Below are 24244 nucleotides of genomic sequence, written 5' to 3'. Positions count from 1 at the left end.
ACCCCATTCTTAGGTTTGCCTAACCAGAGCCAGAATACGGCCGGCGTTCACGGAGCCAGCGACCGCACCAGCTCCAGTGGATCAGCGCCGGTCGGCAGCACGGAGATCACCGGCGTGTCCAGTCCGGCCTCCAGGTAGGCGGCCACCCGCTCGCGGCAGTACTCGACCGGACCGTGCACGATCAGGTCGTCGACCACCGAGTCCGGGATGGCCGCGTTGGCCCCCGCCCGGTCGCCCGCCGCCCACGCCGCGTGCATCGGCGCCAGCACCTCGCCCCGGCCAAGCCAGTCGTGGAACGCCGCGTACACCGGCACCGTCAGGTAGCTGCTGATCAGCATCCGGCCCAGGCCGCGCGCCGCCTCCGCGTCCTCGGTCGGGCAGACGAACACCCTGGCGACCAGCTCACCGGCCGCCCCCAGCTCGGCCCGCACCTGGGGCACGTCGCCGGGCGCGAGCCAGTTGGTGATGGCGCCGTCGGCCTCCCGCGCGGCCAGCCGCAGCATCCCGGGACGCAGCGCGGCCAGCAGGATCGGCGGCGGCGGTGTCGGCGGACGCTCCAGCCGGAACTTCGACACCGCGAACGTCGGGTAGTCCTCGCTGACCTTGTCCCCGACCAGCGCCGCGCGCAGGAACCGCAGGGTGTCCCTGGCCCGCGCGTACGGGTCGGTGAACGGCACGGCGTTCCAGCCGGTGACGATCGTCGGCGTCGAGGTGCCGACACCGAGCACGAACCGACCCGGCGCCAGCTCCGCGATCGTCGCCGCCTGCATCGCCAGCAGGCCCGGCCCCCGGGTGTAGACGGGGGCGATCGCCGTGCCCAGCCGCAGCCCCGGCGCCCACTCGCTGGTCAGCGCCAGCGGGGTGAACGCGTCGGTGCCGGCGGTCTCGGCCGACCAGACGTCGGTGTAGCCAAGGCCCTGGAGCTCGCGCACCAGCTCGCGGTGCGCGGCCAGCGGGATCCCGGTCAGCGGCAGCGTGATGCCCCAGCGTTGGACCTTCACCGCGCCACCCCCAACGCGTCCTTGAGCCAGCTGACCTGCATCGTCATGAAGTTCTCCGCCACCTCGTCGTCCTGCGGGGTCATGTGGGTGACGCCGGGCAGCGGCAGCAGCGCGTGCGGCCGGCCGGCGGCCACCAGCGCGGCCGACATCCGCACCGAGTGCGCCACCACCACGTTGTCGTCGGCCAGCCCGTGGATGATCAGCAACGGGCGCTTGAGGTTCGGCGCGTCGTCGACCAGCGAGTTGCGCGCGTAGACCTCCGGGTACTCGTCGGGATGGCCGAGGTAGCGCTCGGTGTAGTGGGTGTCGTAGAGGCGCCAGTCGATGACCGGTGCGCCGGCGATCGCCGCGTGGAACACGTCCGGGCGGCGCAGCACGGCCAGCGCGGACAGGTAGCCGCCGTAGGACCAGCCCCGGATGGCCACCGTGGACAGGTCGAGGTCGGGGTGGTGTTCGGCGGCGGCGTGCAGCGCGTCGACCTGGTCGTCGAGCGTCGCGCCGGCGAAGTCGAACGCGATCTCCCGCTCCCACACCGATCCCCGGCCCGGCGTGCCCCGGCCGTCGGCGATCAGCACGGCGAAACCCTGGTCGGCCAGCCACTGCGCGCCAAGGTAGGCGTTGCGCGAGGACAGCACGCGCTGGGCGTGCGGGCCGCCGTAGGGGTCGAGCAGCACCGGGAGCTTGCCGCTGCCCGGCACGTGCCCGGCCGGGTAGAGCAGCGCCGCGCGCAGCTTCCGCTCGCCGAGCACCATCAGGTGCGGTTCGGGGGCGACGCCGGGATCCACGGCGTGCGAGGCGATCCGCGCGATCTCCTCGTCACCTCCCTGGTCACCGCGCAGCACCCGCACCACCGGCCCCGACCGGTCGAGCGACCACGAGGCCAGCACGGTGTGCGCACCGGACCGGGACGCGCCGTGCACACCGTCCGATGTGGACACACGAGTGACGGTGTCGCCGGCCCGGTAGACGTGAACCTGGGTCGGGTCGTGCGCCGAGGCGGTGAACAGGATGTCGTCACCGGCGTCGAGCACCGCCCGCACGAACAGGTCCGGCGGCGTGATCTCCTTGCCGTCCACCACGATCCGGTTCGCGCCGTCGACCACCGCCACCCGCACCAGCCGCCCGTCCGGCGTCCAGGCCGGCACCCCGGGCACGACCTCCACCCAGTGCTCGTCGGTCTCCTGCGCCAGGACCTCGGTGGCGCCGGTGTCCGGGTCGACCGACCGGACCTGCATCCGCTTCTGGTCCCGGGGCGCCAACGCCAGCAGCGGCGGCCCGCCCGCCGACCAGTGCGCCTCGACCAGGTACGGCAGGTCGGCGTGGTCCCAGTCGACGTCCACGCGGGACCCGTCCAGGCCCAGCACCGCCAGCCGCACCTCGACGTTGTCGGTGCCGGCGGCCGGGTAGGACACCACCGCCGGCTCGGCCTCCGGGTTGGCCGGGTCGGCGATGTACCAGCGGCGCACCGGGCTGGCGTCGGTGAACGCCACCAGCAGTCGGGTCCCGTCCGGTGACCACCAGTACCCGCGCGAACGCCCCATCTCCTCGGCCGCCAGGAACTCGGCGACCCCGCACGCCTGGTCGGGTCCGGCCGGCTCGGCCAGTGCCCGGTCACCGGTGCCGTCGACCCCGATCACCCGCAGCGCGTTGCCGGACACGTAGGCGACGTGCGTGCCGGTCGGGTCGGGCCGGGGGTCGATCACCCCGGCCGCCGCCGGCAGCTCCCGCGCGGTCCCGTCGACGGCGTCGGCCACGAACAGCTTGCCGGACAGGGCGAACGCGACCGTGCGCACGGCGGCGTCGGTGGCGTTGCCGACCACGCCACCGGCCTGCTCGCGGCTGCGTTCGCGACGCGCGCGCTCCTGCAGCGGGAGCTGCTCGTCGCCGTCGCCGCCGAGCAGCCGTGCCGGGTCGGCCAGGCGGGACTCCTCACCGGTGGTGAGGTCGAGTCGCCAGAGCAGGTGCTGGCGGTCCTCGCCGGAGGCCGAACGCAGGAACAGCACCCGCCGGCCATCGGGTGAGACCTGGAAACCACGGGGGGTGCCGAGGGTGAACCGCTGTGTTCTGGCCTGCCTGCGCAGGAATGAGCTCTCGTTGGTCACCACCGCACCCTATGTCCCGTAGCGTGTCCGGGCATGGAGGTCGTCGGGCTGGTTCTGGTGCTCATCGGGCTGGGGGTGCTGGCGATCGCCGTGCGGGAGGTGCTGGCGCTGCGCCGCGAGGTGGCGACGCTCACCACGCGGGCCTCGGAGGTCGCCGAGCGGATCGAGGCGCTGCCGCCGGAGCTGCGCGGCGCGTTCGGCACCGGGGCGCGGCACCTGATCACCGTGGAGCTGCTGAACCTGTTCGAGCTGGCTCACCAGCACAGCGCCCTGACCCGTCCGCTGACCGCACTGACCCCCAGGCTCGTGCGGGATGTGGTGCACCGCAAGCTGATCGACCGGGTGCGGGCGGCGCTGTCCGGCGCCGGGGTGCGGGCGGACGTGCGGTTGCACCGTGCTGACCGTCGTCCTTAGCTGTGTGCTGACCGCCGGCGCCGCCGCGCTGCTGGTGGCGGCGCGGCGGATGCGGGCGCGGGTGCGGCGGGCCTCGTGGCTGCTCACCCGGGCCGAGGTGGCGGCCGCCGAGGCGCGGCGGGCGAGCGTGGTGGCCGGCGGGTCAGCTCTGGTCGAGCACCTGCTGGGCATCGTTGCTGGGGATGGCGAACCCGATCCCGACACTGCCCGCTGACCCGTCGGCGCCGACGACCGGCGAGTACATCGCCGAGTTGATGCCGATGACCCGGCCGTTGGCGTCGAACAGCGGACCGCCGGAGTTGCCCTGGTTGATCGACGCGTCGGTCTGGATCGCGCGATAGCTGACCGACTGGTCGCTCACCCGGTTGTTCTGCCCATGCCCCGCCGGCACCTGAACCTCCCGGTCCACCGCGCTGACGATGCCCGTGGTGACCGTGCCCTGGAGGCCGTCCGGCGACCCGATCGCGATGACCTCGTCGCCGACCCGGACGTCGTCCGAGTTCCCCAACTCGGCGGCGGTGAGCCCGGACAGGCCGTGCACCTGGATGACCGCGAGGTCGGAGGTGGGCGCGGTGTCCAGCACGGTCGCGCCGGCCGTCCGCCCGTCCGACAGGGTCACGGTCAGCTCCCCCGCGCCCGCGACGACGTGGTTGTTGGTCAGGATCCGGCCGTCACCGCTGACGATCACCCCCGACCCGATGACCTCGCCGCCGGCCGTGCGCCCCGAGATCTGGACGACGCTGTTCTGGACCTTGGCCACGACGGAGCTGACGTCCGTCGGCGCGTTGGCGGTCGTGGCGGTGGCGGTGGTCGGGGTGGCGGTGGTGTCGCCGCCGCCGAGCGTCGCCCCCACGACGCCGCCGACCCCGCCCCCGGCCAGGACGGCGGCCGCCACCACAACGACGACGTTGCGACTCAACCGGCGGGACCTCGCCGGCTGGTGCGGTGGCTGCTGGGCGGACCACCACGGCGGCGGTTGCTCACAGGGCGGCTGGTGGGGCTGGGGTGGCTCGTAGCTGGTCATGCCTCCACGGTGGGCGCGTTGTCTGGGAATCAGCTGTGCGCCGCCGAAGGGTCGCCCAAGAACCCGGTCAGCCGAGGAGGGCCCGGTGCATGTCCTGGAGGCGTCTGACCAGGTCGGTGCGGGTGGCGGGGGCGACGAGGACGTTGTGTTCGCCGCCGCCGGCGTCGGTCATGTGGTTGAGCCAGCGGCCGGCGTCGGTGTCGACGTAGCGCAGCGGGTAGGGCGCGGTCCGTCGCCGCCCGGTGCGGTCACGGACGGCGACGTTGAGTTCACCGCCGCCGGTGGTGGGCTGGGCCATGATCTGGTGGACCGAGCGGACCGGCCCGTCGTCGTCGGTGCGGTGCCTCCCGCCGGACGCGGCGAACACCTCCGACCGCAGGAACGCGAACGTGTCGCCTCTGGCCGGCAGCACGTCCGGCGCCTGCGCGACCAGGACGTCGGGCAAGGCGTCCGCCCTGATCTGGTTGATCGTGACGGTGTCCCGGTCCCGGATGGCCAGCACCGCGTCCCGCCCGGAGGCGGCCGCCAGCACCCCCCGGGTCCGCTCGCCCTCGCTGATCCACCCGTAGAACTCGGCCCCCGGCCGGCACAACAGCCCGAACGTCGCGGCGACGTCCGGGTCGAGCCGGCCGCTGTCGTCGATGAGGCCGAGCCCGAGGAACTCGTCACGTTCGTCGGCCTCGAGCTGCTCCTGGTCGGGTCGGGGCCGCCACCGCGCCAACGGCCGCAGCGTGACATGCAGGTCCCCGAGCCGCTCGGCGCGGACAAGCCGCCCCAACGCGTCGGCCGACAGGGTCAGTGGACTGGCGATAACCACGGTTCTACTCACCGATCACCGGCGGCGAGGTGACCGCGTCGGTGCCAAAGGTCTCGTGATGTTCAGGTTCGAGCAGGAAACTGGGCCGCTCCTGCTCCACCCGCTGCGGAGGTTGCCCGCCGTCAGCGGCGTCGGCGGCCGGCGTCGTCTCCAACGGCCCGTACCCGCCGACGAAACTGCTGCTACCTCCCGGCCCGAACCCCCCACTCCCCTGAGGCCCGAACCCGCCCGAGAAGTCCATCGGCGTGGGCGGCGGCGCCACCGCCCGAACCACCGGCGGCGGTGGCGGTGGCGGCGACGGGGGCACGGGAGCCGGCGACCCCGGCCCGAAATCCAACTGCGCCAACGAAGCCGACTGAGACGCACCCGGCCCCGCCTGAACAGGCAACGGCATGGACGGAGGCTGCTGCCCACCCGCACGGTTCCAACCCTGCCCAGCCGGCGACCCAGGCGGCGGCCCAGGCGGCGACCCAGCCGGCGACCCAGGCGGCGGCCCAGCCGGATTCCGTCCGCCACCCGGCCCAGACACGTTCCGCCCACCGCCGCCCGAAGCCATCTCCGGCCGATTCACACCGCCGATGCCTTGTCGGGCAGGCATCTCAGGCTGGTTCCGCCCACCAGGTGGCTCAGGCAAGGTCCGACCACGAGGCCCACCAGGCACTTCCAGCCGACCACCCGTCCCATCGGCCCGATTCACCCCACCAGCCCCACCCGGCACGCCCGGCACGCCCGGCACGCCCCGACCATCCACCACATCGGACGGACCCCGCCCACCAGGTGGCTCAGGCACACCCCGCCCACCCCGCGACGCCCCCTCGTTCCCACTGCCCGCCGCATCAGGCACACCACGCCCACCGGGCGATTCCGGCGCGCCACGGCCATCCGGCCCACCTGGGGACTCCGGCAGGTTCCACCCACCCGACGCATCGGGCCGATTCAGGCCACCAGACACCTCCGGCACACCACGCCCACCAGGCGACTCGGGCAAGTTCCGGTCCGGCCACTCGGGCCGGCTCAGGCCGCCGGGTCCACCCTCGGCCGGGGCACGGCCCGGCCCAGTCACGCCACCGGCCGCGCCCAGTCCGCCGCGCGGGTCCGGGGGACGGTTCCGATCGCCGGACGCGTCGGGCATCGCGGGCAGGTTCCGGGCGCTGCCATCCGGACCGGCGGGTGAGTTCCAGCCACCTGGCGGATTCTGCCCGCCTCGGCCGGCCGCCGGATCAGGGTGAGGCCGGCTGCCGCCCAGGTCCGGGGCGCCGGTGCCCGGCACCGCACGGGCACCGTCGGGCGGGCCCTGGTTGCCCGGCCGGTCAAGCCTGCCTCGGGCAGCCGGCGCACTCGGCCCCGCCGGGGAATCAGGTAATCCCCGACCGGGCGCGGGCGCCTCGGGAAAGCCGCCCGGCGCTTGTCGACGGGCCGGCGGATTCCCGCCAGCCGGCGCGCCGTTCGACGACTCCGGCAGTGTCCGCGCGCCCGGCACCGCGGGAAAACCCTGACCGCTCTGGGAATCGGGCCGGAACTGACCGCCCGGCGCATTCGGGAGACCACGTCCGTCGGACGGGTCGGGCCTGGTCGGACCGTTCCTGCCGTCAGGCGGCCCCGGCCGGCCCCGGCCTCCCGAGGCGTCGGGCCAGCCGCCGGGAACTCCGTTCCCCTGCGGCACACCACGACCGTTCGGACCAGGCGCGTTCCAGCCACCGGACGGACCGTTCCGGCCGCCCGCCACCTCGGTCGCGTTCCGACCACCGGCCGGCTCCGGCCAGTTCCGCCCACCCGACGGCTCAGGAACGCTCCGATTCCCCGGCGCCCCAGGCAGATTCCCGCCACCAGGCCGATCGGACGCGGTCCACCTGCCGGACTGCTCAGAAAAGCCACCGGACGGATCCGGCACAGGCCGACCGCCAGGGACCTCGGACGGACCACGACCACCGTGCGAATCAGACGACGGCCCACCACCAGACGCCTCAGGCCAACCGTTGGACGCCCCACCCGACGCATCAGGCACGATCCGGCCACCAGACGAACCACGACCACCATGCGAATCAGGCGGTTGCCCACCACCGGACGCCTCAGGCCAGCCATTGGGCGACCCACCCGACGCGTCAGGCACGTTCCAGCCACCGGACGAACCCGGCGCACCTCGTCCACCAGCCACATCGGACAGGTCCCGACCGGACGGCCAACCACCCGGCGCCTCGGGCCACCCCACCGAAGGCCCGCCGCCGGACCCGCCGGCCCCGTCCCCCGGCGGGTCGGGCCAGGCCGGGGCGGGCGGGGGCGTCCCACCAGGACTGTCGACCGGCCGGGACGCCGCCTCGTAACGCTCCATCACGGACACGTTGAACTCGTTCGCCGCGTTGATCTGGTTGAGGAGGGTTTCGTGGCTGCGGGTGGCACCCGCCGCCGAGGTCAGGTTGTCCCACAGTCCGGGTCTGCCCGGCACCGGCGGCACCTCGCGGACCGCCTGGCGCGCGTCCTCGAACGCGTCGGCGGCGCCGATGGCCAGGGTGTCGTTGTGGAAGGTGCGGTAGATCTCCGCGCCGGTCAAACCCGCCCCGACTGATGTGAACACGGACAGCTACCGCCTCGCCCGCCGGGCCGGGCGGGGCGGGGCGTGTGGCGGCGGCGCCGTCGGCTCCTGGCCGTCGACGGTGTCGGCGTCCGGTTCCGCCCCGGTCGCGGTGCGGGCCGCCGCCTCGGCCGCCCGGCGGCGGGCGTCGGTCATCGCATCAGTCATGGTGCCCCCTCGTCTCACGGTGGCACCTTACGACGCCCGGCCGGCCGGCACGCGGCGATCAGGTCAGTCGTTGCGGGGGAAACCGAGGTTGACGCCGCCGTGCGACGGGTCGAGCCAGCGGCTGGTCACCACCTTCGTCCTGGTGTAGAAGTGCAGGCCATCGGGGCCGTAGGCGTGGCTGTCACCGAACAGCGACGCCTTCCACCCGCCGAAGGAGTAGTAGGCGACCGGCACCGGGATCGGCACGTTCACGCCGACCATCCCGACCTCGATCTCGTTCTGGAACCGTCGCGCGGCACCGCCGTCGTTGGTGAAGATCGCGGTGCCGTTGCCGTACGGGTTGGCGTTGACCAGGTCGACGGCCGCCGCGTAGCTGGAGGCGCGTACCACCGACAGCACGGGGCCGAAGATCTCGTCGGTGTACACCGTCATCTCGGGTTTGACGTGGTCGAACAGGGTCGGGCCGAGCCAGAAGCCGCCGGGTTCGCCGTCGATCGGGTGGCCTCGACCGTCGACGACCAGCGACGCGCCCTCGGCGACCCCCGTCTCCACATAGGACGCCACCTTGTCCCGGTGCGCGCCGGTGACCAGCGGACCCATCTGGCAGCCTGGCCGGCGGCCGTCGCCGACGTGCAGGTCGGCGATCCTGGCCCGCACCTTCTCGACCAGCTCGTCGCCGACCGGGTCGACGGCCACGACCACCGACACGGCCATGCACCGCTCGCCGGCCGAGCCGAAACCGGCCGAGACGGCCGCGTCGGCGGCCAGGTCGAGGTCGGCGTCGGGCAGCACGACCATGTGGTTCTTGGCCCCGCCGAGGGCCTGGACGCGTTTGCCGTGGCTGGTGGCGGTCTCGTACACGTACCGCGCGACCGGCGTCGACCCGACGAAGGAGATGCCGCGCACGGTCGGGTGGGTCAGCAGCCCGTCGACGGCCACCTTGTCGCCGTGCAGCACGTTCAGCACGCCGTCGGGCAGCCCGGCCCGCGCCCACAGCTCGGCGACGAAGTTCGACGCCGACGGGTCCTTCTCCGACGGCTTGAGCACCACCGTGTTCCCGCAGGCGATGGCGATCGGCACGAACCACAGCGGCACCATCGCCGGGAAGTTGAACGGCGAGATCACGCCGACGACCCCCAGCGGCTGACGCAGCGAGTACACGTCGACCCTGGTGGAGGCGTTCTCCGAGAAACCGCCCTTGAGCAGCGCCGGGATGCCGCAGGCGAACTCGGCGTTCTCCAGCGCCCGGCCGACCTCGCCGGCCGCGTCGTCGAGCACCTTGCCGTGTTCGGCGGTGACGATCGCCGCCAGCTCGTCGCGGTGGGTGTTGAGCAGTTCACGGAACGCGAACAGGACGCGGGACCTGGCGGCGAGTGAGGTGTCGCGCCAGCCGGGGAAGGCCCGCGCGGCCGAGTCGACCGCCAGGTCCACCTCGGTCGGGCCGGCGAAGTCGACCTGGCCGGTGACCTCGCCGGTGGCCGGGTCGTACACCTCGCCGTGCCGGGCCGGCACGCCGTCCCAGGGCTTGCCGTCGATCCAGTGGCTGATCCGGCCCATCACCGACCTCCGTCCGCCGCCGCGACGGCTTCGCCCAGGATGCCCAGCGCCTCGTCGAGTTCCTCGGCGGTCAGGGTCATCGGCGGGGCGAGCCGGATGACGTTGTTGTGCAGGCCGCCCTTGCCGACCAGCAGGCCCAGCCGCCGGCATTCCTCCAGCACGGTGACCGCCGCGGCCGGCGCGGGTGTGGTGCCGCCGGGTTCGACCAGTTCGATGCCGACCATCAGGCCCTTGCCGCGCACGTCGCCGACCACCGGGTGCCGTTGCGCGACGGCGCGCAGCCCGGCCAGCAGCCGCGCGCCCAGCCTCGCCGCGTTGGCCTGGAGGTCGTGGTCGAGCAGGTAGTCCAGGGCGGCGCGGGCGCCCGCGGTGGACACCGGGTTGCCGCCGAAGGTGGAGATCGAGTTGGACGCGATGGTGTCCATGATCGAGCCGCGGGCGACGACGCCGCCGATCGCCAGGCCGTTGGCCAGGCCCTTGGCGAAGGTCATCATGTCCGGGGTGACGCCGTGCGCCTCGATGCCCCAGAACGTGTCGCCGGTGCGGCCCCAGCCGGTCTGCACCTCGTCGGAGACGAACAGGATCCCTTGCTCGGCAAGGACTTCGTGGAAGGCGCCGAACAGCCCGTCGGGCGGGGAGGTGAACCCGCCGACGCCCTGGATCGGCTCGACGATCATGCAGGCGACGTCGCCGGAGGTGCCGGTGAGCAGCACGTCACGCAGGTCGTCGGTGCACGCCTTGACGTAGTCGGCGTCGGAGTAGCCGGCGAACGGCCCCCGGTAGCGGTAGCCACCGTGCACGTAGGACACCTTGACCGGCGACAGGGCCGAGGCCGACCAGCCTCGGATGCCGGTGACGCCGACGGTGGCGAACGCCCGCCCGTGGTAGGAGTTGCGCAGGGCCAGGACCTGGTTGCTGCGCCGGTACTGGGTGGCCAGCATCAGCGCGGTCTCGTTGGCCTCGGTGCCGGAGTTGGTGAAGAACACCTTCGCGTCCGGGATGCCGGACAGGCGCGCGATCTGCTCGGCGAGTTCCACCTGGCTGCGGATCAGGTACAGCGTGGAGGTGTGCAGGATCCCCGAGTCCAGCTGTTTGCGCACGGCGTCGCTGACCTCGGCGACGTCGTAGCCGATGGCGTTGGTCAGGATGCCGGCGAAGAAGTCCAGGTAGGACTTGCCGGTCGCATCGGTGACCCGGCGCCCGTGACCGTGCACGATCTCCAGCGGGTCGTCGTAGTAGAGGGCGAGCCAGTCGGGCATGACGGCTCGGTGGCGGTCGATCAGACGCGGTTCGGCCATGGTCCCGAGTGTGGCGGCGCGATCGTTGGCGCGCCATGGACAGTCTGTATCCGCACGCCCGTAGAGTGTGCACAACATGTACCCGACCATGGCCGACGTGCTCGCGCTGCCGGTGATCCGGCAGGGCTTGGCGACCGTGGTCGCCGGCGCCGACGGGCTGGAGCGGCGGGTCCGCTGGGTGCACATCGCCGAGGTCGCCGACATCGCCGGGTTGCTGCGCGGCGGCGAGCTGGTGCTGACCACCGGCATCGCACTGTCCGACGACCCGGACGAGCTGACCCGCTACGTCGACGAGCTGGCCGAGGCGGGTGTGGTCGGGGTGGTCGTCGAGCTGATCCGGCACTGGAGCCGCGAGCTGCCGCCGGCGCTGGTCGCCGCCGCCGACCGGCACGAGCTGCCGTTGGTGACGCTCTCGCGCGAGACCCGGTTCGTGGCGGTCACCGAGGCGGTCATCGGGCTGATCGTGGACGCCCAGGTCGCCGAGCTGCGGGCGGCCGAACGGGTGCACGAGACGTTCACCGCGCTGACGGTGGCCGGCGCCGAGCCGCCGGAGGTGCTGCGCGAGGTGGCCCGCTCGTGCGGGCTGCCGGTGGTGCTGGAGACCCTGGGCCACGACGTGCTGGCCTACGACGCGGCCGGCGCCGACCCCGGCGAGCTGGTCGCCGACTGGGCGGGGCGGTCCCGCACGGTCACCCCGACGACCCGCACCAGCTACGACCCCGACGCCGGCTGGCTGGTCACGGTGGTCGGCGCGCGCGGCAACGACTGGGGCCGGCTGGTGCTGGTGTGCCCGTCCGAGCCGCCGCACCGGGTGGTGGTGATCGCCGAGCGGGCGGCCTCGGCGCTGGCCGTGCACCGGCTGGTGGCCCGCGACCGGGAGAGCCTGGAGCGCCACGCGCACCGCACGCTGCTCACCGAGCTGCTGTCCTCGCCGACCACCCCGGCCGACCTGAACGCGCGGGCCGGGGCGCTGGGCGTGCCGCTGCTGCGGCGGCGGCTGATCGGCGTGTCGGTGCGGCCGAGCACGGTGGCCGCGTCGCCGGCGATGGCCACCCAGGAGGTGCTGCGTGACCTGGCGGAAGCGACGGCGCTGGCCGCCCGCCGGGCCAGGGTGGCGGCGCTGGTCGGGGTGGTTGACGACATCTCGGTGCGGGCGCTGCTGTCGCTGACCCCGCAGGCCGACGAGTCGTCGGTGGTCTGCCGGCTGGCCAGGGAGATCCACCAGACGGCCAGTTCGGTGCCGCCGGTGGTGGTGGCGGTGGGCACGACCGTCGAGTCGGTGACCGACGCGCGGCGCAGCCTGGTCGAGGCGGCGCACGTGGCGAAGGCGGCGCTGCGGTCGGCCGCCGAGCGGCCCTACCACCGGCTCGACGACGTGCGGCTGCGTGGGCTGCTGCACCTGCTGGCCGACGACGACCGGGTGAGCGCGTTCGCCGCGCGGGAGCTAGGGCCGCTGCTGGCCAGGGACGCCGCGCACGCGAGCAGGCTGCTGGCGGCCCTGCGACACTTCTGTGAGCACGGCGGCAACAAGTCGGCGGCGGCGTCGGCCGCGCACATGTCCCGCACGGCCTACTACCAGCAGCTGGCGCGGGTCGAGCAGGTGCTCGGCGTGTCCCTGGACGACCCGGAGTCGGTGCTGTCGCTGCACGTGGCACTGCTTGTGCACGAGAGCGGAGCGCCATGACCAGGCGGGACGGTGACGGCCTCGTCGAGTGTGGACAGGGGCACACCCACTGGGGGCGTTTCGGCGCGGCCGGGCTGCTGGTTCACCACGACGGGTTCGTGCTGCTCCAGCACCGGGCGAAGCTGACGATCGGCGGCGACACCTGGGGGGTGTTCGGCGGGGCCCGCGACAGCGACGAGACCCCGGTCCAGGCGGCGCTGCGGGAGACCTCCGAGGAGTCCACATTGGAGGTCTCGACGGTGACCGTGCGGGCGGTGATGCACGAGGACCACGGCGGCTGGGCCTACGACACGGTGATCGGCACGGTGGCCGGGCGGGCGGAGGTCGGGCCGGCGTCGTGGGAGTCGGCCGGCGCGGCCTGGGTCCCGGTGGACGAGGTGGCCGACCAGGACCTGTTCGGGCCGTTCGCCGACGCCTGGCCCCGGCTGCGGCCGTGTCTGCGCCGGCCGGTGCTGGTGGTGGACGTGGCGAACGTGATGGGGTCGCGGGCCGACGGCTGGTGGCGGGACCGGGCGGGCGCGGCGGCGCGGCTGCGGGACGAGGTGGCGGCCGTCGGCGGGGTCACCGGGATGGGCCCGTTCGACCGGGCGTTCCCGGAGAAGGTGCTGGTCGTGGAGGGTAAGGCGCGTGGAATCGGCGCTGGTGGGACGTCGGTCGACGTGGTGTCGGCGGCCGGGGACGGCGACGACCAGATCGTCGCCTCGGTCCGCGGGATCCTGGCCGAGGACCCGGGCGCGCTGTGTCTGGTGGTGACCGCCGACCGGGAGCTCAAGGCCCGCTGTCGGGCCGCCGGCGCCGAGGTGACCGGGCCCCGCTGGCTGCTGCACCAGCTCTGATTCGCTGTCTACACAGGACAGATCGTCAAGAGGCAGACTGTCAACAGAACCCGCCAACGGCCGACACTCTGACACTCCCCTGGTCCGAGCCGGACACTCAACGATGCCCGTTGTCGCACCATCGGCCCAGACACCTGCGGAGTAGCGATGGCACCGGTTAGCAGCACCGCCACCACCCATCCCGACGGCCGGGTCGACCTCGCCGACCACTCGGGCATCAGCGACAGCCGGTTCTACAACTCCGAGCTGGCCCCCGTGCCGATCGAGAAACGCACCTGGAACACCTACAACTACACGGCGCTGTGGATGGCCATGGCGTTCTGCGTGCCCAGCTACTCGCTGGCCGCCGGGCTGATCCTGTTCGGGATGAACTGGCTCCAGGCGTTCCTGACGATCACCCTGGCCAACCTGATCGTCCTGGTCCCGATGCTGCTCAACAGCCACGCCGGCACCAAGTACGGCATCCCGTTCCCGGTCTACGCCCGCGCCTTCTTCGGCATGCACGGCGCCAACCTGGCCGCCCTGCTGCGCGCCCTGGTCGCCTGCGGCTGGTTCGGCGTGCAGACCTGGATCGGCGGCTCGGCGATGTACTCGATCATCGGCAGGATGACCGGCGACGGCTGGACCGAGGCCGCGTCGCTGGCCGGCAAGCCGTGGACGCTGTGGCTGTGCTTCGCGTTGTTCTGGTTCGGCCAGATGGTGTTCATCTGGCGCGGTATGAACGCGGTCCGGTGGCTGGAGAACTGGGCGGCGCCGATCCTGGCGCTGAGCCTGATCGCGGTGGCCGTGTGGATCGTCGGCGAGGCCGGCGGCATCGGCTCGATCTTCTCCCAGGAGTCCCGACTGGGCTGGGGCGCTGATTTCTGGAAGGTGTTCGCGCCCTCACTGATGGGGATGATCGCGTTCTGGGCGACGCTCTCGCTCAACATCCCCGACTTCTCCCGCTTCTCCGCCAGCCAGCGCAAGCAGACCATCGGCCAGATCCTCGGGCTGCCGACCAGCATGGCGTTCATCGCGCTGCTGTCGATCATCATCACGTCCAGCGCCGTCGAGGTCTACGGCGACGAGCTCGGCGACAACCTGAACTCGCTGTTCGACCCGGTGAACCTGATCAACCGGTTCGACAGCGGGCTGGCGGTGTTCGTCGGCCTGCTGGTGGTCATCCTGGCGACGGTGTCGACCAACATCGCGGCCAACGTCGTCAGCCCGTCCTACGACTTCTCCAACGCCTTCCCGAAGCGGATCAGCTTCCGGGTCGGCGGGCTGATCACCGGGATCATCGGGGTCGTCATCCTGCCGTGGAAGCTCTACGAGGACCCCGACATCTACATCTTCGCCTGGCTCAACACCTACGGCGGGCTGCTCGCGCCGATCGCCGGGGTGCTGGCCGCCGGCTACTGGGTGCGCGCCCGCACCCACCTGGACCTGGCCGACCTGTACGCCGAACGGGGGCGGTACTGGTACCGCGGCGGATGGAACTGGGCGGCGCTGGTGGCCGCGGTCGTCGGCGCGCTGCTGGCCGTCGGCGGCGCCTACTCCACCGTCGACGACCAGGGAGTCAAGTCCGGACCGTTCCCGGTGGACGGCCTGATCCCGTTCCTCAAGGACCTGTACGACTACAGCTGGCTGGTCGGTTTCGTGGCAGCATTCCTCGTGTACCTGGTGCTGACCGCAGGCCGGCGCGACGAGGCTGCCGCCGGGCAGCGAACGGAAGGAGAACGCTGATGTCCGAGATCGTTCGGGCCGCTCTGGTCCAGCAGCGCTGGACGGGGGACAAGGACTCGATGATCGAGGCCGCCGTGGCCCACATCGCCACCGCCGCGTCGCAGGGCGCCCAGGTCCTGTGCCTGCAGGAACTGTTCTACGGCCCGTACTTCTGTCAGGTGCAGGACGCCGACTACTACTCCTACACCGAGCAGATCCCCGACGGGCCGACCACCCAGCTGATGTGCGAGCTGGCCGACCAGCACAACATGGTGCTGGTCGTGCCGATGTACGAGCAGGAGCAGCCGGGCGTCTACTACAACACCGCGGCGGTCATCGACGCCGACGGCACCTACCTGGGCAAGCACCGCAAGAACCACATCCCGCAGGTCAAGGGCTTCTGGGAGAAGTTCTACTTCCGGCCGGGCAACCTGGGCTACCCGGTGTTCGACACGGCCGTGGGCAAGATCGGCGTCTACATCTGCTACGAGCGGCACTTCCCGGAGGGCTGGCGCGCACTGGGCCTTGGCGGCGCGCGGATCGTGTTCAACCCGTCGGCCACCAGCCGGGGCCTGTCCCAGTACCTGTGGCGCCTTGAGCAGCCGGCGGCGGCCGTGGCCAACGAGTACTTCGTCGGCGCGATCAACCGGGTCGGCGTGGAACCGTTGGGCGAGAACGACTTCTACGGCCAGTCCTATTTCGCCGACCCGCGCGGGCAGTTGGTCGGGGAGGCGGCCTCCGACGGCGAGGACGAGGTCGTCGTGCGCGACCTGGACATGGGCGTGCTGACCGAGGTCCGCGACCTGTGGCAGTTCTACCGCGACCGCCGCCCCGACACCTACGACTCGCTGACCGGGGCGTGAGGCCGATGCGCACCCTGATCCGCAACGGGACGGTGGTCAACGCCGGTGGCGCGCTGGCCGCCGACGTGCTGGTGGACGGCGAGACGATCGCCGCGGTGACCGCGCCGGGGGTGTTCACCGAGGCCGACCGGATCATCGAGGCCGACGGGAAGTACGTGCTGCCCGGCGGCATCGACGCGCACACGCACATGGAGATGCCCTTCGGCGGCACGTTCTCGGCGGACACCTTCGAGACCGGCACGACCGCCGCCGCGTGGGGCGGCACGACGACGATCATCGACTTCGCCGTGCAGGCCAAGGGCACCTCGTTGCTGTCCACACTGGACAAGTGGCACGAGAAGGCCGACGGCAACTGCGCCGTCGACTACGGCTTCCACATGATCGTCTCCGACGTGAACGACCAGTCGCTCAAGGAGATGGAGTCCTGCATCGCGGCCGGGGTGAACAGCTTCAAGATGTTCATGGCCTACCCCGGCGTCTTCTACGCCACCGACGGCGAGATCCTGCGCGCGATGAACAAGGCCACCGAGACCGGCTCGATGATCATGATGCACGCGGAGAACGGCATCGCCATCGACGAGCTGGTGGCCCAGGCGATCGCCTCCGGGCGCACCGACCCGGTCGAGCACGGCCTCACCCGCCCGCCGGAGCTGGAGGGCGAGGCGACCTCGCGGGCCATCCAGCTGGCGAAGGTCACCGGCGCGCCGCTCTACATCGTGCACCTGTCGGCCCGCCAGGCCCTGGAGGCCGTCGCGCAGGCCAGGGACACCGGGCAGAACGTGTTCGCCGAGACCTGCCCGCAGTACCTGTACCTGTCCATCGAGGACCTGGCCAAACCGGACTTCGAGGGCGCCAAGTACGTCGCGTCGCCGCCGCTGCGCACCAAGGACCACCAGGCCGACCTGTGGCGCGGGCTGCGCACCAACGACCTGTCGGTGGTGTCCACCGACCACTGCCCGTTCTGTTTCAAGGACCAGAAGCAGCTGGGGCGGGGCGACTTCTCCAAGATCCCCAACGGCATGCCGGGGGTGGAGCACCGGATGGACCTGCTGCACCAGGGCGTGGTCGCCGGTGAGCTGACCCTGGCCCGCTGGGTGGAGGTGGCGTCGGCGACCCCGGCGCGGATGTTCGGCCTCTACGGGCGCAAGGGTGTGATCGCGCCGGGCGCCGACGCGGACGTGGTGGTCTACGACCCGGCGCTGCGCCAGACCCTGTCGGCCGACACGCATCACATGAACGTCGACTACTCGGCCTACGAGGGCCTGTCGATCACCGGTGGGGTGTCGACGGTGCTGTCGCGGGGGTCGGTGGTCATCGCCGACGGCCAGTTCCACGGCAAGGCCGGCCACGGGAAGTTCCTGGCCAGGGACCTGTCGCAGTATCTCGTCTGAGGGGGTGCCCAGGATGGACTTCGGGGTGGTACTGCAGACCGACCCGCCGGCCAGCGAGGTGGTCCGGCTGATGACCGAGGCCGAGAACCTCGGCTTCCGGTACGGCTGGACGTTCGACTCGCACGTGCTGTGGCAGGAGCCGTTCGTCATCTACTCGCAGATCCTGGCGGCCACACGGGAGATGGTCGTCGGGCCGATGGTGACCAACCCGTCCACGCGGGACTGGTCGGTCATCGCGTCGCTGTTCGCCACGCTCAACGACATGTACGGCAACCGGACGGTGTGCGGGATCGGGCGGGGCGACTCGGCCAGGCGGGTGATCGGTCAGCGGCCGGCGTCGCTGGCGGTGCTGCGCGAGTCGATGCACGTGATCCGCGAGCTGGCCGAGGGTCGGGAGGTCGTCCACCACGACGCGCCGGTGCGGATCCCGTGGGTGCGCGACGGGCGGCTGGAGGTCTGGATGGCGGCCTACGGGCCCAAGGCGCTGCGGCTGGTCGGCGAGCAGGCGGACGGGTTCATCCTGCAGACAGCGGACCCGGCGATCGCCCGCTGGACGATCGAGTCGGTGCGGGCGGCGGCGCGGGACGCCGGCCGCGATCCCGGCGGGATCACCATGTGTGTCGCCGCCCCCGCCTATGTGGGTGAGAACATCCCCCATCAGCGTGACCAGCTGCGGTGGTTCGGCGGCATGGTCGGCAACCATGTGGCGGACCTGGTGGCCCGCTACGGCGAGTCCGGGCCGGTCCCCCACGAGCTGACCGACTACATCCGGGGGCGCGAGGGCTACGACTACGCCCACCACGGCAAGGCCGGCAACCCGTCGACCGACTTCGTGCCTGACGAGATCGTCGACCGGTTCTGCCTGGTCGGACCGGCGCAGGCGCACGTCAAGCGGCTCACCGAGCTGGCCGAGTTGGGCGTCGACCAGTTCTCGATCTACCTGATGCACGACGCGAAGGAGGACACGCTGCGCGCGTACGGGCAGGAGATCATCCCCGCGCTCTGAGCCATCGGCGGCGGAATCGGACGTCAGAACCGAGGTCGGCACAACGTTTCGTGGTCCCCACCCGCGATGTGCGCAACGATTGGACGTTCTGCGCAATGGTCTGCGGATGATTCCGCCGCCGGCTGGACCTAATCTGTTTACATGTCGCTTTCCGCTGCGGACCTGATCGCGCTCGACGAGACGTGGAGCACGCACAACTACCATCCGCTACCGGTCGTCCTGGCCGAGGCGGAGGGCGCGTGGGTGACCGACGTGGACGGCAAGCGCTATCTCGACTTCCTGGCCGGCTACTCGGCGCTCAACTTCGGCCACCGGCATCCCGCGCTGGTCGCGGCGGCCGTCGAGCAGCTGAACACGCTGACGCTGACCAGCCGGGCGTTCCACCACGACCAGCTGGGCCTGTTCTGCCAGGAACTGGCGGAGCTGACCGGCACCGAGATGGTCCTGCCGATGAACTCCGGCGCGGAGGCCGTCGAGTCGGCGATCAAGGTGGCCCGCAAGTGGGCCTACCAGGTCAAGGGCGTCCCGGACGGGAGGGCCGAGATCATCGTCGCCGGCTCCAACTTCCACGGCCGCACCACCACGATCATCTCGTTCTCCACGGACTCGGTGGCCCGCAACGACTTCGGCCCCTTCACCCCCGGCTTCCAGGTGGTGAAGTACGGAGACGCGCAGGCGCTGGAGGCGGCCATCACCCCGCACACCGCGGCCGTCCTGATCGAACCCGTCCAGGGTGAGGCCGGCGTCCTGGTTCCCCCCACCGGGTACCTCCGCGAGGTCCGCCACCTGTGCGACACCCACAACGCCCTGCTCATCGTCGACGAGATCCAGTCCGGCCTGGCCCGCACCGGCACCCTCCTGGCGTCCACCCACGACGGCATCCGGGCCGACCTGTACACCCTCGGCAAGGCCCTGGGCGGCGGCATCCTCCCGGTGTCGGCCGTGGTCGGCAGCCGAGCCGTCCTGGGCGTCCTGCGCCCCGGCGAACACGGCTCAACCTTCGGCGGCAACCCCCTGGCCTGCGCCGTGGGCCGGGCCGTCATCCGCCTCCTGTCCACCGGCGAGTTCCAGGAGCGGTCGACGACGCTGGGCGCCCACCTCCACCGCCGCCTCAACGCCCTCGTCGGCCACGGCGTGGCCGAGGTCCGAGGCCGGGGCCTGTGGGCCGGCGTGGAGATCGCCCCCGGCCGCAACGCCCGCACCCTCAGCGAGAAGCTCATGGACCGGGGCGTGCTGTGCAAGGAAACCCAGGACACCACCCTGCGCATCGCCCCACCCCTGGTCATCTCCCGGTCCGACCTCGACCACGGCATCGACACCTTCGCCGAAGTCCTCGCCGGCTGACGCGTTACGGAACAATCCGGTCGCGGGTTCGGATCCTGACCGCTCGCGCGAGCGGTCGTCGCCGAAGGGTCGAGAGATCCCCGCGTGTCACGACACGGACGCCTGGTTCGGTTGGCGGTTACCGGTCCCGGCGGACCCGGGTCTCGTCCCAGACGGGGGTGTCGGTTTCGGTGACGATGCCGTCTGAGCGGAAGACCAGGTACCGGTCGAAGGACTTCGCGAACCATCGGTCGTGGGTGACCGCGACGACGGTTCCGGTGAACTCCTCCAGCGCGTCCTGCAGCGCCTCCGCCGAGGTCAGGTCCAGGTTGTCGGTCGGCTCGTCCAGCAGGAGCAGGGTCGCGCCGGACAGTTCCAGCAGCAGGACCTGGAACCGGGCCTGCTGACCGCCCGACAACGTCTCGAACCGCTGTTCGCGGGACGGGGCCAGGCCGTAGCGGGACAGGGCCGCCGCGGCGCGGCCCTGGTCGAGGCCCTCGCGTTCGTCGTCGCCCTGCCAGAGGATGTCGATCAGGGTTCGGCCGGTCCACTCGGGGTGCTGGTGGGTCTGGGCGAACAGGCCGGGCACCACTCGCGCCCCCAATCGGGCGACACCTTCATGGGTCACATCGTCACCGGCCAGGAGGCGGAGGAAGTGGCTCTTGCCGGAGCCGTTGGAGCCCAGCGCGCACACCCGGTCGCCGAAGAAGACCTCCAGGTCGAACGGTTTCATCAGCCCCGTCAGTTCGAGGTTCTCGCAGGTGATCGCCCGTAGGCCGGTCCGGCCGCCGCGCAGTCTCGGGCGCACCGACTGCTCCCGAGGCGGCAACGCCGGCGCGCCCGCCTCCTCGAACTTGCGCAACCGCGTCTGGGACGCCTTGTACCGCGCCGCCATCGCGTCGCTGATCATCGCCGCCTGTTGCAGGTTGCGGACCAGCTCCTTGAGCTTGAGATGCTCCTCGTCCCACCGGCGACGCAGCTCGGCCATCCGCTCCCACCGGGCCACCCGAGCCTCGTGCCACGTGCCGAACCCGCCGCCGTGAACCCACGTCGTCCCGCCCTCGACGGTGACGACCTGGGTGGCGGCCGCCGCCAGCAGCTCACGGTCGTGGCTGACCAGCAGCACCGCCTTCGAACACTCGGACAGCCGCTGTTCGAGCCAGCGTTTGCCCGGCACGTCGAGGTAGTTGTCGGGCTCGTCGAGCAGCAGCACCTGCTCGGCCCCGGCCAGCAACGCCTCCAGCACCAGCCGCTTCTGCTCGCCGCCCGACAGCGTGCGCACCTCGCGGAAACGCGCCCGGTCGTACGGAACGCCGAGCGCGGCGACGGTGACCGTGTCCCACAGCACCTCCAGCTGGTAGCCGCCGGCCTCGCCCCACGCGTGCAGCGCGTTGGCGTACCGCAGCTGGGTCGGCTCGTCGTCGGTGTCCATCATGGCCAGTTCGCTGGCGTCCAGCTCGGCGGCGGCGGCCCGCGCGGGCGTCGGGGCCACGGCCAGCAGCAGGTCGCGCACCATCCGGTCGTCGCGCACCGAGCCGATGAACTGCGGCATCACGCCGAGTCCACCCTGGACCGTCAGCCCGCCCTCGGGCGCGGTCAGCTCGCCGGCCAGGATCCGCAGCAGGGTGGTCTTCCCCGCGCCGTTGGCGCCGACCAGCGCCACCACCTGCCCGGCGCCGACCCGGAACGTGGCGTCGGCGAACAGGCGCCGGCCGTCGTCGAGTCGGTAGCCGACACCGTTCGCCTCAAGGAAACCCGCGCCCATACGACAAATCGTGCGGCATGTGACGCCGTCACGCGAACGGATTTCGCCCAAAGGTTGTAGGGAGCCGGTGCGTCGCTACGAATTCGAAGCTGTACGCTGCGTAGTCTGCGAGGGCTACCTGCGACGGGAAGGGATGGCGTTGACCGACACCCCGATCTACGACCAGATCCGCCAGGAGCTCGAGGCCGGCGGCGCACGCGCCGAACGGCCGACCGCTCGACGATCCCGAGCCGCCGACGAACCCAGCCAGACAGTCTCGGTGTGGTCGTTGGTCAATCAGCACCGCACCGGCAAGAGTCATTGACCGTTCTCGTCGCGGGCGGCGCGGGCGTCGCCGGTGAGTGTGTCGTACGGGCCCTGCTCGCCCTCGGCACGCACGTCGTCGTCCCGTCCCGCGCCCCCGCGCGACTCACGGCGCTGGCCGACCGCACCGACCCGGCCGTCCGGGACCGGCTGCACCTGGCGCTCGGCGACGTCGGCACCGAGGAGGGGGTCACCCGACTGCGTGACGAGATCGTCGAGCGTTACGGCCGGCCGCGCGGGGTCGTCGCCTCGCTCGGCGGCTGGTGGGAGGGCGAGCAGTTCGCCGACCTGCCGACGAGCACCTGGGAACGGGTCCTGCACGACAACCTGACGGCGCACTTCCTGGTCGCCCGCACCTTCCTGCCGGTGCTCGACCAGGACGCGGCGCCGGTGTACGTGACGCTCGCCGGTATCGCCGCCGACCATCCGGAGCCGTTCGCCGCGCCGATCTCGATCACCGGGGCCGCGCAGCGCATGATGCTGCGGACGATCGCGGTGAGTGACCTCGGTCGCACGATCCGGCTCCACGAAGTGGCGATCATGACCCCGGTGGTGACAGACCGTTGGGACGGCGACCCGCCCCGACCGGACTGGCTCACCGGCGAACAGGTCGGCGCCTACGTGGCCGGCGTCGTGTCCCCCGACTTCCCCGACCCCGGCACGCTGCTGCTGGAGATCCCGTAGCGCAGGAAGACCTCGCCGCCCTCCTCGTAGACCTCACGCAGCGTCAGCTCACGCCGCGTGGTCAGGCCGGTCACCAGCCGGCCGTTGTCGCCGGGCAGCAGCGACGGCGCGACGCTGAGCACCACCTCGTCGACCAGCCCGGCGTCGAACAACGCCGTGGCCAGCCCCGGGCCGCCCTCGCACAGCACGTCGCCGAAGCGCTCCCGCAGGCCGGCGACCGTCGACCGCAGGCCGTCCGCGCCCACCACGAGCGTCGGCACCTCCGCCTCGGTGAACACCGGCAACGCCCGGTCGAGGTCCCCCGATCTGGTGATCACGGCGAGCGGCGCCACCTCCGGCAGACCCGCCCGCCGGCGCCACCCGCGGATCGCGGCGGTCGGCCGGTGCGGCGGGTAGCGTCCGGTTCGGACACTGCCGGCGCCGACCAGGATCACCCCGGCGGTGCCGCGCAGCGCGCGCAGCATCCGCCGGTCGGCCGGGCCGCCGAGCTTGCTCGTCCAGCCCTCCTCGTCGGTGACCGAGCCGTCGACGCTCATCACCATTCCCAGCCGTACCTGGCTTTCCCCGGTCGGCGCGAACGCGTCGAGCAGGTCGACGCCAACCGACCGGTCGGGCAGGATGCGGTCCACCGGATCAGGTCAGGATGTCGGCGATGTCGAACCGGACCGGCTGCTCCAGCTGCGCGTAGGTGCACGAGTGCGGGTCGCGGTCCGGGCGCCAGCGGGCGAACTGCGCGGTGTGCCGGAAACGCGCGCCCTCCATGTGGTCGTAGCGCACCTCGACCACCCGTTCGGGTCGCAGCGGCACGAACGAGAGGTCCTTGCCGGAGTTCCACCGGCTGACCTCGTTGCGCCGGGGCGTGCGCTCGCCGGCCTCGTGCGCCGCCCACGCCCACGGGTGGTCGTCGAACGTGGTGACCAGCGGTTGCAGCTCGACCATCAGCTCCTTGCGCCGGGCCATCGGGAACGCGCCGACGACGCCGACCGACGCGAGCTTGCCGTCCTCGCCGTAGAGGCCGAGCAGCAGCGAGCCGATCGCGTCCGGCCCGGACTTGTGCACCCGGTAGCCGGCGACGACACAGTCCGCGGTGCGCTCGTGCTTGACCTTCTTCATCACCCGCTTGTCCGGCTGGTAGGGCTCGTCGAGCGGCTTGGCGACCAGCCCGTCCAGCCCGGCGCCCTCGAACAGCTGGAACCACTCGGCGGCGACCGCCGGGTCGGTGGTGCCCAGGGTCAGGTGGATCGGCGCCCTGGCTGGGGCAAGCGCTTTCTCCAACGCGGCGCGGCGTTCGCCGAACGGCCGGTCCAGATAGGACTCGTCGCCCAGCGCCAGCAGGTCGAAGGCGACGAAGCTGGCCGGGGTCTGCTCGGAGAGCAACGCCACCCGGCTCGCGGCCGGGTGGATCCGCTGGCCGAGCGCGTCCCAGTCCAGGCCCTGCTTGCCCGGACTGGCGACCACGATCTCGCCGTCGATCACGCACCGGGTCGGCAGATTGGCCTTGACGGCCTCGATCACCTCCGGGAAGTACCTGGTCATCGGGCGTTCGTTGCGACTGCCGATCTCGACCTCGTCACCATCGCGGAAGATGATCGACCGGAAGCCGTCCCACTTCGGCTCGTAGAACATCCCGGCCGGGATCCCGGAGACGGACTTGGCCAGCATCGGCGGCACTGGGGGCATCACAGGCAGCTGCACCTGGCCATTCTTACTCACGCACGCCATACCCGTGGCATGC

23 protein-coding genes are annotated in these 24244 nt (G+C 72.0%); 12 read left to right on the top strand and 11 right to left on the bottom strand.

What is annotated here, in order from left to right; translation table 11 throughout:
- Positions 1–47: 47 nt before the first annotated feature.
- Complete coding sequence (locus tag BLA60_RS06205; protein WP_075131766.1) at positions 48–1001, bottom strand: LLM class F420-dependent oxidoreductase; 954 nt, start codon at positions 999–1001, stop codon at positions 48–50.
- Positions 998–3103 carry a S9 family peptidase gene (locus BLA60_RS06200; protein WP_075132083.1) on the bottom strand — a complete coding sequence of 702 codons (2106 nt, stop codon included), beginning with the start codon at positions 3101–3103 and terminating at the stop codon, positions 998–1000. Before BLA60_RS06200 ends, BLA60_RS06205 begins: the two co-directional genes overlap by 4 nt.
- Positions 3104–3136: 33 nt before the next feature.
- Between BLA60_RS06200 and BLA60_RS06195 the strand changes: the two genes are divergently transcribed.
- Positions 3137–3517, top strand: coding sequence for a hypothetical protein (locus BLA60_RS06195; protein WP_075131765.1), 381 nt, complete (start codon positions 3137–3139; stop codon positions 3515–3517).
- Positions 3498–3731, top strand: a complete 234-nt coding sequence (locus BLA60_RS43015; protein ID WP_154814168.1) for a hypothetical protein — start codon at positions 3498–3500, stop codon at positions 3729–3731. Before BLA60_RS06195 ends, BLA60_RS43015 begins: the two co-directional genes overlap by 20 nt.
- On the opposite strand, the gene BLA60_RS06190 is transcribed toward BLA60_RS43015, so the two are convergent.
- The 3 genes from BLA60_RS06190 to BLA60_RS43010 all read right to left on the bottom strand — a co-directional run bounded on the left by BLA60_RS06190 (position 3660) and on the right by BLA60_RS43010 (position 5512).
- Entirely contained in the window at positions 3660–4541 is an 882-nt protein-coding gene (locus BLA60_RS06190) for a S1C family serine protease (protein WP_075131764.1), read from the bottom strand. The genes BLA60_RS43015 and BLA60_RS06190 overlap by 72 nt on opposite strands.
- A 67-nt stretch (positions 4542–4608) precedes the next feature.
- Positions 4609–5370, bottom strand: a complete 762-nt coding sequence (locus BLA60_RS06185) for an ESX secretion-associated protein EspG (protein ID WP_084734696.1) — start codon at positions 5368–5370, stop codon at positions 4609–4611.
- On the bottom strand, positions 5363–5512 hold the full coding sequence (locus tag BLA60_RS43010) for a hypothetical protein (RefSeq protein WP_154814167.1): 150 nt from the start codon (positions 5510–5512) through the stop codon (positions 5363–5365). Before BLA60_RS43010 ends, BLA60_RS06185 begins: the two co-directional genes overlap by 8 nt.
- A 2185-nt stretch (positions 5513–7697) precedes the next feature.
- Here BLA60_RS43010 and BLA60_RS43005 point away from each other — a divergent pair.
- Positions 7698–7889, top strand: coding sequence for a hypothetical protein (locus BLA60_RS43005; protein ID WP_154814166.1), 192 nt, complete (start codon positions 7698–7700; stop codon positions 7887–7889).
- A 47-nt stretch (positions 7890–7936) separates the two neighbouring features.
- Here the strand turns inward: BLA60_RS43005 and BLA60_RS43000 are convergent, their stop codons facing one another.
- The 3 genes from BLA60_RS43000 to BLA60_RS06170 form a co-directional block, all read right to left on the bottom strand.
- Entirely contained in the window at positions 7937–8095 is a 159-nt protein-coding gene (locus BLA60_RS43000; protein ID WP_154814165.1) for a hypothetical protein, read from the bottom strand.
- 63 nt (positions 8096–8158) lie between these two features.
- Positions 8159–9655: a CoA-acylating methylmalonate-semialdehyde dehydrogenase gene (locus BLA60_RS06175; protein ID WP_162292908.1), complete on the bottom strand. Its 1497-nt coding sequence runs from the start codon at positions 9653–9655 to the stop codon at positions 8159–8161.
- Positions 9652–10950, bottom strand: coding sequence for an aspartate aminotransferase family protein (locus BLA60_RS06170; RefSeq protein WP_075131760.1), 1299 nt, complete (start codon positions 10948–10950; stop codon positions 9652–9654). The genes BLA60_RS06175 and BLA60_RS06170 overlap by 4 nt, the downstream gene beginning before the upstream one ends.
- A gap of 76 nt (positions 10951–11026) precedes the next feature.
- Between BLA60_RS06170 and BLA60_RS06165 the strand changes: the two genes are divergently transcribed.
- The 7 genes from BLA60_RS06165 (at position 11027) to rocD (ending at position 19778) form a co-directional block, all read left to right on the top strand.
- Positions 11027–12634 (top strand): PucR family transcriptional regulator, encoded by a 1608-nt coding sequence (locus tag BLA60_RS06165; protein ID WP_075132082.1) that lies wholly within the window; start codon positions 11027–11029, stop codon positions 12632–12634.
- Positions 12631–13470, top strand: coding sequence for an NUDIX domain-containing protein (locus BLA60_RS06160; RefSeq protein WP_075131759.1), 840 nt, complete (start codon positions 12631–12633; stop codon positions 13468–13470). The genes BLA60_RS06165 and BLA60_RS06160 overlap by 4 nt, the downstream gene beginning before the upstream one ends.
- 147 nt (positions 13471–13617) lie before the next feature.
- Positions 13618–15195: an NCS1 family nucleobase:cation symporter-1 gene (locus BLA60_RS06155; protein WP_075131758.1), complete on the top strand. Its 1578-nt coding sequence runs from the start codon at positions 13618–13620 to the stop codon at positions 15193–15195.
- Positions 15195–16037, top strand: coding sequence for a nitrilase-related carbon-nitrogen hydrolase (locus tag BLA60_RS06150; protein ID WP_075131757.1), 843 nt, complete (start codon positions 15195–15197; stop codon positions 16035–16037). Before BLA60_RS06155 ends, BLA60_RS06150 begins: the two co-directional genes overlap by 1 nt.
- Before the next feature lie 5 nt (positions 16038–16042).
- The gene (gene hydA / locus BLA60_RS06145; protein ID WP_075131756.1) at positions 16043–17428 is read left to right on the top strand and encodes a dihydropyrimidinase; all 1386 of its coding nucleotides are present in this window, start codon (positions 16043–16045) and stop codon (positions 17426–17428) included.
- Between the two features lie 13 nt (positions 17429–17441).
- A complete protein-coding gene (locus BLA60_RS06140; RefSeq protein WP_075131755.1) occupies positions 17442–18434 on the top strand; it encodes a TIGR03842 family LLM class F420-dependent oxidoreductase in 993 nt (330 codons plus the stop codon).
- A 141-nt stretch (positions 18435–18575) separates the two neighbouring features.
- Positions 18576–19778 carry an ornithine--oxo-acid transaminase gene (gene rocD / locus BLA60_RS06135; RefSeq protein WP_075131754.1) on the top strand — a complete coding sequence of 401 codons (1203 nt, stop codon included), beginning with the start codon at positions 18576–18578 and terminating at the stop codon, positions 19776–19778.
- A 118-nt stretch (positions 19779–19896) separates the two neighbouring features.
- Here rocD and BLA60_RS06130 read toward each other — a convergent pair whose 3' ends face one another.
- Positions 19897–21522, bottom strand: a complete 1626-nt coding sequence (locus BLA60_RS06130; protein ID WP_075131753.1) for an ABC-F family ATP-binding cassette domain-containing protein — start codon at positions 21520–21522, stop codon at positions 19897–19899.
- A gap of 67 nt (positions 21523–21589) precedes the next feature.
- Here BLA60_RS06130 and BLA60_RS44180 point away from each other — a divergent pair, with 67 nt between their 5' ends.
- Positions 21590–21826, top strand: coding sequence for a hypothetical protein (locus BLA60_RS44180; RefSeq protein ID WP_162292907.1), 237 nt, complete (start codon positions 21590–21592; stop codon positions 21824–21826).
- On the top strand, positions 21823–22509 hold the full coding sequence (locus BLA60_RS06125; protein ID WP_075131752.1) for an SDR family NAD(P)-dependent oxidoreductase: 687 nt from the start codon (positions 21823–21825) through the stop codon (positions 22507–22509). Before BLA60_RS44180 ends, BLA60_RS06125 begins: the two co-directional genes overlap by 4 nt.
- Here the strand turns inward: BLA60_RS06125 and BLA60_RS06120 are convergent.
- Both BLA60_RS06120 and BLA60_RS06115 read right to left on the bottom strand, forming a co-directional pair.
- Positions 22443–23138, bottom strand: coding sequence for a dihydrofolate reductase family protein (locus tag BLA60_RS06120; RefSeq protein ID WP_075131751.1), 696 nt, complete (start codon positions 23136–23138; stop codon positions 22443–22445). The genes BLA60_RS06125 and BLA60_RS06120 overlap by 67 nt on opposite strands.
- Before the next feature lie 4 nt (positions 23139–23142).
- Positions 23143–24204: an ATP-dependent DNA ligase gene (locus BLA60_RS06115; RefSeq protein WP_075131750.1), complete on the bottom strand. Its 1062-nt coding sequence runs from the start codon at positions 24202–24204 to the stop codon at positions 23143–23145.
- Positions 24205–24244 lie beyond the last annotated feature (40 nt).

The organism is Actinophytocola xinjiangensis (genome assembly GCF_001921215.1).
Classification (GTDB): Bacteria; Actinomycetota; Actinomycetes; order Mycobacteriales; family Pseudonocardiaceae; genus Actinophytocola; species Actinophytocola xinjiangensis.
The sequence above is the reverse complement of the archived record's forward strand: the minus strand, read 5'-3'. Positions and strand labels throughout refer to the sequence as shown.

Coding starts and splice junctions, on each gene's coding strand:
- BLA60_RS06165 (WP_075132082.1), top strand. CDS start 11,027: ATGTACCCGACCATGGCCGACGTGCTCGCGCTGCCGGTGATCCGGCAG.
- rocD (WP_075131754.1), top strand. CDS start 18,576: ATGTCGCTTTCCGCTGCGGACCTGATCGCGCTCGACGAGACGTGGAGC.
- BLA60_RS06130 (WP_075131753.1), bottom strand. CDS start 21,522: ATGGGCGCGGGTTTCCTTGAGGCGAACGGTGTCGGCTACCGACTCGAC.
- BLA60_RS06140 (WP_075131755.1), top strand. CDS start 17,442: ATGGACTTCGGGGTGGTACTGCAGACCGACCCGCCGGCCAGCGAGGTG.
- BLA60_RS06190 (WP_075131764.1), bottom strand. CDS start 4,541: ATGACCAGCTACGAGCCACCCCAGCCCCACCAGCCGCCCTGTGAGCAA.
- BLA60_RS06160 (WP_075131759.1), top strand. CDS start 12,631: ATGACCAGGCGGGACGGTGACGGCCTCGTCGAGTGTGGACAGGGGCAC.
- BLA60_RS06170 (WP_075131760.1), bottom strand. CDS start 10,950: ATGGCCGAACCGCGTCTGATCGACCGCCACCGAGCCGTCATGCCCGAC.
- BLA60_RS06150 (WP_075131757.1), top strand. CDS start 15,195: ATGTCCGAGATCGTTCGGGCCGCTCTGGTCCAGCAGCGCTGGACGGGG.
- BLA60_RS06155 (WP_075131758.1), top strand. CDS start 13,618: ATGGCACCGGTTAGCAGCACCGCCACCACCCATCCCGACGGCCGGGTC.
- hydA (WP_075131756.1), top strand. CDS start 16,043: ATGCGCACCCTGATCCGCAACGGGACGGTGGTCAACGCCGGTGGCGCG.
- BLA60_RS06195 (WP_075131765.1), top strand. CDS start 3,137: ATGGAGGTCGTCGGGCTGGTTCTGGTGCTCATCGGGCTGGGGGTGCTG.
- BLA60_RS43000 (WP_154814165.1), bottom strand. CDS start 8,095: ATGACTGATGCGATGACCGACGCCCGCCGCCGGGCGGCCGAGGCGGCG.